We start from the raw sequence: 10,778 nt of genomic DNA, 5'->3' as shown, positions 1-10,778 counted from the left end.
GGTTGTTATGTCAAAAACACCAGCTCTTTTTTACTGAAATGCAAATAGTGAGATTATGAATATCATTTACTTTTACATATCTATTAGAATGGCAGGTCGTCCGCACTTCCCTCACTACCATTATCCTGAGCCGGTGGGAAAGGTGTTGCAGTAGGCACCGACTGTGCCGGCTGCTGAGCCAGGAATGCCTGTCCGGCAGCAGGGTCCTGAGGAGCTGCCTGCCCTTGCATATTACGGTTCACCGCCCATGCGTTGATACTGTTGAACCAGCGCCCGTTATACTCACGTGCATCTATATCGAAAGACACGGTAATTTCCTCACCGGCCTGAATATTGAACTGCTTTATACGGTCTTCTCCGAAAATGCGGAAACAGCACTTACGGGGAAACTGATCGTGGGTTTCCAACACATATTCCTGCGACATCCAAGGATTGCCAGTGCGTGCCGATGTTCCACTGTTTGCCGGCAATACGGCAATGATTCTTCCTGTTATTTCCATTTATCTAATATTATGTTTTTATTATAAAATCCATGCTTTTGAGATTGCGAAATTACAAAAATAGTTTTAATTAGGGTAACTTTTAAGTAATTATTTTTGTTCCTGCCATAGTTATTTTGTATTTTTGTAGTCAATATGAGAAGTAAAAACAAAATATAAAATATACACATGAGATTTACATTATCAAGCACTGCGCTCAGCAGTAAACTCGGTGCCCTGTCACGGGTTATAAACAGCAAAAACTCGTTGCCCATACTCTCCGATTTCGTTTTCGAGATAGAGAATAACATTCTACACCTCACCGCATCCGACAGTGAGAACATGATGAAGACAACAATGGAACTGATAGACAGCGACGGGAACGGGACATTTGCCGTAGGCAACCACGATCTGCTTGAAGCAGTAAAAGGATTTTCAGAGCAACCTATCACTTTTGATGTCAACCTACAGGAAAATATAGCAAAAATAAGTTATCAGAATGGTATGTTCTCATTACCGGTGGAAAGCGCGGACGAGTTTCCGAAAGCGCAGGAAATAGGACATGGAGCACACACGATAACAATATCCAACGGTTTGTTGGCCGACAATATCAACCGTTCGCTCTTTGCCACTGCGCAAGACGAACTTCGCCCGGTTATGAACGGAATATACTTCGACCTTAAAAGCGACTGTCTGTCTATCGTAGCCAGCGACGGGCACAAACTCGTGCGCAATAACGTGCTTACGATAAAGAGCGACACTCCCGCATCGTTCATAATGCCCAAGAAACCGGCGACACTGCTTAAAAACCTGCTCGGCAAAGATGGCGGAGACGTGACAATAAGATTTGACGAGCGCAACGCAGAAATCAATTATGGCGACGGAATAATCACATGCCGACTGATAGAAGGACGCTATCCCAACTACAACTCGGTAATTCCGCAGAGTAACCCAAATCAAATCACAGTCGACCGAGCATCGTTGCTCAGCGCACTCCGCCGCGTACAGCCGTTTGCCAACGGCTCAAGCAACCTGATAAGGTTTCACATCGAAAACGGAATGCTTCAGCTCGATGCAGAAGACTTCGATTTCTCAAAGACAGCCACGGAAAAAATGTCGTGTGAATATAACGGCCAACCTATGAGCATCGGTTTCAAAGGGGCGTCATTCATAGAGATATTGAATAATTTCGACTGTCCCGAAATAATTATCCAACTGGCCGATCCAAGCAGAGCCGGACTGGTATTGCCGTCCGAACAACCGGAAAACCAAGACGTGCTTATGCTCATGATGCCTATGCTCATCAACGAATAAAGATAAAGACAATATATGAAGTTAAATCTTAAAAAGCCTCTAATTGTATTTGACCTCGAAACGACGGGACTTGATTTGGTAAAAGACCGCATCATACAGCTGTCGTACATTAAGGTATATCCCGACGGACGGGAGCAGAGAGGCAATGAGATTGTAAATCCGGGCAAAAGCATTCCACAGGAGGTAGTTGCGCTTACAGGCATAACTAACGAGAATGTAAAAGACAAACCTGCATTCAAAACCATTGCAGCAAAAATCAGCGAAGAGTTCAAGGGGTGCGATTTTGCCGGTTTCAACTCAAACTATTTCGATATACCTATGCTTGCCGAAGAGTTCCTTCGGGCAGGCATAGATTTTGATTTCAGCAAATGCCGCCTTATAGACGCACAAACCATATTTCATAAAATGGAACGTCGCAATCTCGCCGCTGCCTATAAATTCTACTGCGGCAGAGCTATGGAAGATGATTTCGAAGCTCACCGTGCCGACCAGGACACAGAGGCCACATACCGTGTGCTAATGGGACAGCTCGACAAGTACAATCCTGAAACCGAACCTGATCCGGAACGGCATCTTCAAAACGACATGGACTTTCTGGCAAATTTCTCACACCATAATAACAACGTGGATTTTGCCGGACGCATTGTATGGGCTGATATGAAAGATGCCAAGGGGCAACCCGTCGTCGACAAAGACGGCAATCCTAAGAAAGTTGAGGTATTCAACTTCGGAAAACATAAAGGTGAACCCGTAGCCACAGTACTGCGCTATGATCCGGGGTATTACAGTTGGATACTTGGCGGTGACTTCACATATAACACAAAACAAGTGCTCACACGCATCAGACTACGCGAAAGCAAATTAGGATAGAGAATTATGCTCAAAGGCAAAAAGATAGTTTTAGGTATAACAGGATCGATAGCGGCATATAAGGCATGCTATATAATCCGCGGACTGATAAAGCAGGGTGCGGAAGTGCAAGTGGTGATAACACCGGCCGGAAAGGAATTCATAACCCCCATTACACTGTCTGCACTTACACACAAACCGGTCATAAGCGAATTTTTCTCACAGCGTGATGGTACATGGAACAGTCATGTAGACATAGGGCTATGGGCCGATGCTATGCTGATTGCACCATGCACAGCCGCCACGATAGGAAAAATGGCAGGCGGAGTGGCTGACAATATGCTGATAACAACATATCTGTCCATGAAAGCTCCGGTTTTCATAGCACCAGCAATGGATCTTGACATGTACGCCCATCCGTCCACACAACAGAATATTGAGCGTCTGCGATCGTTCGGCAACCATATCATTGAGCCACAAAGCGGATTTCTCGCAAGCGGACTTGAAGGCAAAGGACGCATGGAAGAACCTGAGAGCATTGTACGTGCATTAGACGACTTTTTCAATGGAAACAGTGATGAACTGCGCGGCAAACGAATAATGATTACAGCCGGACCTACTTATGAGAAAATAGATCCAGTGAGATTTATAGGCAACTATTCAAGCGGCAAGATGGGATTCGCACTTGCTGAGGAATGTGCCCGTCGTGGAGCGGATGTCGTTTTGGTGGCCGGGCCCGTGGCATTACACACCAATCATAAAAACATCAGACGCATTGACGTGGAAAGCTGCGAACAGATGTACAATGCCGCAACAACCGAATTCAAGGGATGCGATGCGGCTATATTATGCGCAGCAGTAGCTGATTTCCGACCGGCGACAGTCGCGGAAAATAAAATCAAACGCGGAAAAGACAATCTGACAATATCATTAAGTCCAACACACGATATCGCCGCTGAAATAGGAAAGATGAAAACATCCGGGCAACGGCTGGTCGGCTTCGCTCTCGAAACAAATGACGAGGCTGAACACGCAAAACAGAAACTGTCACGTAAGAACCTTGATTTCATCGTGTTAAACTCACTCAGAAACACCGGTACCTGTTTCCAGTCAGATGAGAACCAAATATGCATCATATCGGCAAACGTTATAAAGGAATTCCCCAAAAAGCATAAAACACACGTTGCGGCCGATATTGTTTCTGAACTTGTTGGTATCATGTAATCATATTAGTTATATATATTCTCTGTTAGCACATCGATATGAAGATAATAAAATCATTGCTTATACTCGTCATGACTGTCATTGCTGGCCGTTCCGAAGCCCAGGAACTGTTGGCAAAGGTCAACATCAACCACAGTCAGGTTGGAGTTACTGATGTCAGCGTGTTTGAAAACCTGCAACAGACACTCGAACAGTTCATAAACGAACGGCAATGGACAGAGCTTCAATTTCAGAAAAACGAGAGAATAGTATGCAACTTCAACATCACGATAACCAAATATGACAAGACAAGCAACATGTTTGAGTGCACAGCCATGATACAGGCAAACCGACCGGTATATAATTCTCAATACACCACTACTTTATACAATAACAAGGATGCCGATTTCAACTTTGAGTTCGCACAGTTTGACCAATTGAACTATAACGACGAGAACGTTGACAACCAACTGACAGCATTGATCGCATACTATGCGTACTTGATAATAGGACTTGATTTGGACAGTTTTTCACCAATGGGTGGCACTGAGATATTGCGACGTTGCCTCTATATGGTCAACAACACGCAGAACCTTAGCTTCACAGGATGGAAAGCTTTTGAGAACAGCAGAAACCGCTTTGCCATTATCAACGACTATATGGAAGAGGCGATGAAACCTTTCCGGCAGTTACAATACGATTATTACCGTAAAGGCCTTGATGAGATGGCAAGCAATGCGGAACGCGGACGGACAAATATCACCACGGCACTGCAGGAGGGCTTGAAGACGGCGCATGAGAACAAACCGCTCAGCCTTCTGCCACAAATATGGACAGACTATAAACGTGACGAACTGGCAAATATATACAAAGGAAAAGGCACACAAAAGGAAAAAGAATCCGTATACGATATTTTGCTTGGAATAAACGCTTCGCAAAGCAATGCATGGAATAAAATAAGAGAATGACAACAAAATGTTAAAGCAATTATATATACGCAATTTCACGCTCATAGATACCCTTGACATCGAGTTTGGCCCCGGTTTTTCCGTCATAACAGGAGAGACCGGAGCAGGAAAGAGTATAATTCTCGGAGCAATTGGATTGCTTTTAGGGCAAAGAGCAGACTCAAAGACAATAAAAAGCGGAGCTGACAAATGCGTGATCGAAGCCCACTTCGACCTGTCCCGATACGGAATGGAAGGATTTTTCAATGAAAACGACATCGAATACGACCCGAATGACTGTATAATACGCCGCGAACTAACAGCCGCTGGAAAAAGCAGGGCTTTTATAAATGATACCCCTGCCCCACTCTCAATACTCAAAGAACTCGGCGAGCAGTTGGTTGATGTTCACAGTCAGCATAAGAATTTGCTCGTCGGAAAACAGGACTTCCAACTCAATGTGGTGGATATCATCGCACAAGATGACAAGGAACTGACTGTATATCAAAAATCTTTTTCTGAATACAAAAGACTTTTCCGTCAACTCCAAGAACTTAAAGAAAGCATAGAGCGTGATAAAACAAACGCTGATTTCCTGCAATTCCAATATGACGAGCTTTCCGCCGTGAATCTGAAATCAGGTGAACAGGAAGAGCTTGAACAGCGGGCGGACACAATGAGTCATGCCGAAGAAATAAAAAGCGCACTATATGAGACTGACAGCGCGTTATCTGCCGATATGACCGGTGTTGTGGTAAACCTCAAGACAGCAATAAACAGCCTTCAAAACATAGGTAAAGTGATGCCGGTAGCCGGAGAGTTGGCTCAAAGAATGACAGAGTGCCATATCGAATTGAAAGATATATCGCAGGAGGTGAGCGGCTTATTGGAAGATACTGATTTCAATCCCGCCGAACTGGATGCCGTCAACAATAGACTCGACAGAATATATGAACTTGAAAAGAAATATCACTGTGACACGATAGAAGAGCTTATCGGAAAGCAAAGTGACCTCAAACAAAAACTCGACAACATAGAAAACAGTGATGAAGCACTCAACGAACTGCAACAGAAATGCGAACAGAAGAAATATGAATGCACACAAAAGGCCGGACTTTTAAGCCGGGTTCGTACCAAAGCGGCAAAACAGATTGAGGGTGAGATGCACACCCGACTCGTCGGGCTCGGAATGCCTAATGTCAGATTTGAGGTAATAATCGAACATGAAGAACTGAATAACAACGGTTCGGATAAAGTGTCTTTTTTATTCAGTGCCAATAAAAGCACCATGCCACAACCGGTGTCCCAAGTAGCTTCGGGCGGTGAAATAGCCCGCGTTATGCTATCGCTTAAAGCCATGATAAGCGGCGCAGTTAAACTTCCCACAATTATTTTCGATGAGATAGACACGGGAGTGAGTGGCAAGATAGCCGAGCAAATGGCTGTTATCATGCAGCAAATGGGACAATCAGACCGTCAGGTCATCAGTATTACCCACCTTCCGCAATTTGCCGCTCTCGGCATAAGACACTATAAGGTATACAAAGAAGAGACCTCCGAAGGCACAACAAGCATAATGCACGAACTATCTGCCGATGAACGGATAAAGGAAATCGCACAGATGCTCAGCGGAAGCGATATTACTGAGGCCGCGATTAATAATGCAAAAGAACTACTGAAAATATGAAACATATATTATTGGTATTATGTGCGGCACTCATCGCACTTAACACATACGCCCAACCTGATTTGAAGAAAGCGGCAAAATCGGTGTTTACCTTGAAAACATTTGATACCGACGGCAACATGCTAAGCAGTACCAACGGCGTTTTCATTGGAACGGGCGGCGAAGCGATAAGCAATCTCGAAGCATTCAACGGCGCATCAAGGGCCATCATAATAGATTCGCAAGGCAAGGAATACGCTGTGGAGTGCATATTGGGAGCCAACGACATGTATGACGTGATCAAATTCCGCGTAGCCACAAAGCGAAGCACTGCCATGCCTGTCAGCACCGATACACTGACGGGAGGAGCAAAAGCTGGAAGCACAGTTTGGCTTGTACCATACAGCGCAAAGAAAACACCGGAAAAAATAGAAGGAAAGGTGAGCAAAGCAGAACTGTTCCTGTCAAAATATACATATTATACCATAGACATGGAAGTCCCAGACAATACAGTAGGCTGTCCGTTCATCAACGACAAGGGTGAGATTGTCGGCATATTACAGCAACCCGCCCAGACCCACTCTTCCACATCATATGCCGTAAGCGCCAAATTCGCCGCAGACATGCAGATGAAAGGTCTCAGCATCAATGACAAAGCCTTGAGAAACATTAAAATAAAAAAAGATTTACCAGATGACATCAGCCAAGCAATCCTCACGCTATTCATGGCTGCCAACGCCGCAGACTCAACGGCATATAAAGAAGTTGTGGACGATTTCATAAAGAAATTCCCGAATGCGACAGACGGATATACCGCACGTGCACAACTTAACGTCAACATAAACAAGTTTGACGATGCCGCCCATGACATGGAACAGGCTATCAAAGTGGCGGATAAAAAAGACGACGCACACTACAACTACGCACGTATCATATTTCAAAAAGAAATAAACAAGAACTCGGTAAGTTATCCGAAATGGAGTCTTGATAAGGCTGCCGAAGAGGCGGAGACAGCTTTCAAAATCAATCCAATCCCCGTATACAAGCAACTCAAAGGACAGATACTATACGCAAAAAAGGATTACGATAATGCATATAATACCTACAAAGAGCTTATCGCCGATGGAAATAAGACGGCAGACATATACTATGAGGCAGCAAAATGCCGTGAAGCAGCAGGCGACACCGCCACCATGCTGTCTCTGTTGGACAGTGCGGTGAATACATTTGACAAGCCTTATCTGAAAGCCGCCGCACCTTACATACTCGTAAGGGCACAAGCACTAATAGCTACTGGCAAATACCGGCAGGCTGTAATGGACTTCAACGAGTATGAGGCCCTCATGCCAACATCGGTAAACGATAATTTCTACTACATCCGCTCACAAGCCGAGGTAGAGGGACGAATGTTTCAACAGGCTATAAACGACCTCAAAAAAGCAATATCAATGAACCCAGCCAATACACTTTACCATGCCGAAAAAGCATCCATTGAAGTGCGGGTGGGCTTGTACGACGAAGCAATGGCAAGTGCAAAAGAATGCATAAGGCTCGATGCTGAATATAGCGACGGTTATCTTTTCCTCGGACTTGCACAATGCCTGAAAGGCAATAAGACAGAGGGAACGGCCAATCTTCAAAAAGCAAAAGAATTGGGTGACCCGCAAGCACAATCGTTAATAGACCAATATTCAAAATAAAAACCGATTTTTTAAAATAATCACAGATTAAAATCTTTTCAAATCCAATGTGTAGAAGTACAAAATTAGACTCGGTTAAAACACTTCTCATATTTTGTGTCGTATTAGGGCATCTGCTACAAAACAGGGGGGGGGAATGTTTTAAATGATATAAATATGATAGTAAAAACTTTCATATTTTCATTCCACATGCCATTATTTGTTATAATCTCAGGTTATTTCTGTAATATTTCATGTTCTACAAGCAACATGATTAAACGTGTAACTGAGATTTTCGCTACCTTTCTTGCATTTCAAATTATCAGATTGTGCATATCAGGTAATATAAGCAACCTATCCTCTTTTTTGTATCCACAATATACGCTATGGTACTTACTTTGCTTGGTTTATTGGCGGATATTCTATTATTTTACATCTAAAAAAATTTCTTTGAGCCTGATAATATCAATAAGTATTATCATTAGTCTATGTTCCGGTTTTATAAACACGAATATACTCAGTTTCCAACGTGCGTGCTCATTTCTTCCATTTTTTGTTATCGGAGGTTATTTGCGCTCAAATGGGTTATTAAAAAAAATTGACGAATTGAAAACGAGTCTTTGCATTATAGGTGTATTTCCGTTTATCGTTTACATAATACTGAATAACTACTTTGATGTAAGTATCCAAGCATTATTCAATGGCAATAAATCTTATTCAACTTCATTTGACTTAATAAATCGTTTGATATGGCTCATATCGTCACTTGTCATTAGTCTGTGTATATACAAAATAACACCCGATAATAAAATACTGGCTAAATATGGAGGCTGCACACTTGTAGTATACCTATTCCATTCGTTCTTCACTCAATCTATCGGTAAATTAATTGATGCCCACTATTTACCTAATGACATTTTTTCAAATGTCGCAATATCATTGCTGATATTCATTTTCTGCATAATGATTGGTAAATTTAAGCTTGCGCAAAGGCTGATAAATCCCATAAAAATCAAGTAGGAAAGTCTCTACACTCTCCTACTCTTCTTAAACATATCATTTTCTAAAACATATAAATTCCTAAAACGGCATAGGCCCGTCCATGGCGGGTGGAGGCACTATGCCACCGCCAAACGGATCGTAATCATCAGGAAGGCCACCAGACATTCCACCATCCATATCACCGTTTATCTTAGAGCCGAGAATCTCTCCGCCCGTTCCACCACCGCCACGCAGTCTTGTGTCCTCCGGATTTTCAAACCTGGTGAACTCACCACGGAACGTCAGCAGCACATCACCGGTGGCACCCTTACGGTGCTTGGCTATTATTATCTGCGCCATGCCATGCAGGTCACGCCCGTGATCGTCCTGGAATATATGATAATACTCGGGACGATGCACAAAAAGCACCATATCGGCATCTTGCTCGATCGCTCCCGACTCTCGCAAATCACTGAGCTGCGGACGCTTCCCCTCAAGACCTTCGCGCGACTCGACACCACGGTTAAGCTGACTCAACGCCAATATAGGCACATCAAGCTCTTTGGCCAGTCCTTTGAGCGATCGTGATATGGTAGAGACCTCCTCCTGACGACTGCTGAAACGCATACCGTTGGCGTTCATCAATTGAAGATAGTCGATCATTATTATCTTCACACCATGCTCACGCACAAGTCTTCGAGCCTTAGTCCGCAGCTCAAACACCGACAAACCCGGAGTATCATCGACATAAAGAGGCGCGCCGAGCAGTCCGTTCATCCGCTTGTCAAGCCTCTCCCACTCGTCAGGTTGCAACTGTCCGTTAAGAATTTTGCTACCTTGAATTTCACAGCAGTTGGATATCAATCTGTTCACAAGCTGCACATTGCTCATTTCAAGCGAGAAGAAAGCCATCGGAACTTTATAATCCGCAGCGATATTCTTTGCCATCGACAGTGCGAAAGACGTCTTACCCATCGCCGGACGACCGGCGATAATCACAAGGTCGCTCGGCTGCCATCCGCTCGTGATGTCATCAAGTTTATGGTATCCCGTAGGCACACCCGTAAGTCCGTCTTTGTTGGCAGCCGCTTTCTGGATTACGTCCACCGCATTTCTAATCACAGGATCAATCTGAGTGTAGTCCTTCTTCATGTTGCGCTGCGACAACTCGAAGAGCGAGCCTTCGGCCTCCTGCATCAGTTCATCCACGTCTACCGTCTCATCGAGGGCTTTGGTCTGTATACCGCTCGAAAAGGATATAAGTTGACGGGCAAGATATTTCTGGGCTATTATGCGGGCATGATATTCTATATTTGCCGACGATGCCACACGTGAGCTGAGTTCTGAGATATAAACCGGGCCTCCGACCTCTTCAAGCGTACCGTTTTTTGCCAATTGGTCAGTCACCGTCAGCATGTCCACCGGACGCTCCGCCATACTCAGATCCCTAATGGCCGAATATACCATCTGATTGCGAGGCTCGTAGAAACTCTCCGGATATAAAATCTCGCACACCACAGCATAAGCATCCTTGTCTATCATCAAAGCGCCGAGCACAACTTTCTCCACATCGAGAGCCTGAGGCTGCAAATGCCCGTAAGTATTGTCCACGGCAACCGCCCTCTGTGTCCTTCGCCTGTTGTTATCTTGTCCTGCCATC

9 protein-coding genes are annotated in these 10,778 nt (G+C 44.3%); 7 read left to right on the top strand and 2 right to left on the bottom strand.

All coding sequences use genetic code 11. The annotated features are described in order from the left end of the window. Positions 1–83: 83 nt before the first annotated feature. Complete coding sequence (locus tag HPS53_RS06100; protein ID WP_104368730.1) at positions 84–500, bottom strand: DUF3127 domain-containing protein; 417 nt, start codon at positions 498–500, stop codon at positions 84–86. Positions 501–668: 168 nt separating this feature from the next. On the opposite strand from HPS53_RS06100, the gene dnaN reads away from it, so the two are divergent. The 7 genes from dnaN (at position 669) to HPS53_RS12765 (ending at position 9,157) form a co-directional block, all read left to right on the top strand. Next, the gene (gene dnaN / locus HPS53_RS06095; RefSeq protein ID WP_104368728.1) at positions 669–1,793 is read left to right on the top strand and encodes a DNA polymerase III subunit beta; all 1,125 of its coding nucleotides are present in this window, start codon (positions 669–671) and stop codon (positions 1,791–1,793) included. 15 nt (positions 1,794–1,808) lie between these two features. Further along, entirely contained in the window at positions 1,809–2,663 is an 855-nt protein-coding gene (locus HPS53_RS06090) for a 3'-5' exonuclease (RefSeq protein ID WP_104368727.1), read from the top strand. Positions 2,664–2,669: 6 nt separating this feature from the next. Then, a complete protein-coding gene (coaBC, locus tag HPS53_RS06085; RefSeq protein ID WP_172205097.1) occupies positions 2,670–3,866 on the top strand; it encodes a bifunctional phosphopantothenoylcysteine decarboxylase/phosphopantothenate--cysteine ligase CoaBC in 1,197 nt (398 codons plus the stop codon). A 38-nt stretch (positions 3,867–3,904) separates the two neighbouring features. After that, positions 3,905–4,813 carry a DUF4835 family protein gene (locus HPS53_RS06080; protein ID WP_172205095.1) on the top strand — a complete coding sequence of 303 codons (909 nt, stop codon included), beginning with the start codon at positions 3,905–3,907 and terminating at the stop codon, positions 4,811–4,813. Between the two features lie 7 nt (positions 4,814–4,820). Then, positions 4,821–6,479, top strand: a complete 1,659-nt coding sequence (recN, locus tag HPS53_RS06075; protein WP_172205094.1) for a DNA repair protein RecN — start codon at positions 4,821–4,823, stop codon at positions 6,477–6,479. Continuing rightward, a complete protein-coding gene (locus HPS53_RS06070; RefSeq protein WP_172205092.1) occupies positions 6,476–8,158 on the top strand; it encodes a tetratricopeptide repeat protein in 1,683 nt (560 codons plus the stop codon). The genes recN and HPS53_RS06070 overlap by 4 nt, the downstream gene beginning before the upstream one ends. A 156-nt stretch (positions 8,159–8,314) precedes the next feature. Beyond that, positions 8,315–9,157 carry an acyltransferase family protein gene (locus HPS53_RS12765; RefSeq protein ID WP_172205090.1) on the top strand — a complete coding sequence of 281 codons (843 nt, stop codon included), beginning with the start codon at positions 8,315–8,317 and terminating at the stop codon, positions 9,155–9,157. Positions 9,158–9,217: 60 nt separating this feature from the next. Here the strand turns inward: HPS53_RS12765 and dnaB are convergent, their stop codons facing one another. Next, entirely contained in the window at positions 9,218–10,777 is a 1,560-nt protein-coding gene (gene dnaB, locus HPS53_RS06060) for a replicative DNA helicase (RefSeq protein WP_104368721.1), read from the bottom strand. Between the last annotated feature and the right edge of the window lies 1 nt (position 10,778).

The sequence above is a fragment of the Prevotella sp. PTAC genome (assembly GCF_013166535.1).
GTDB lineage: Bacteria > Bacteroidota > Bacteroidia > Bacteroidales > Bacteroidaceae > Prevotella.
This window is presented reverse-complemented; position numbering and strand designations above follow the sequence as displayed.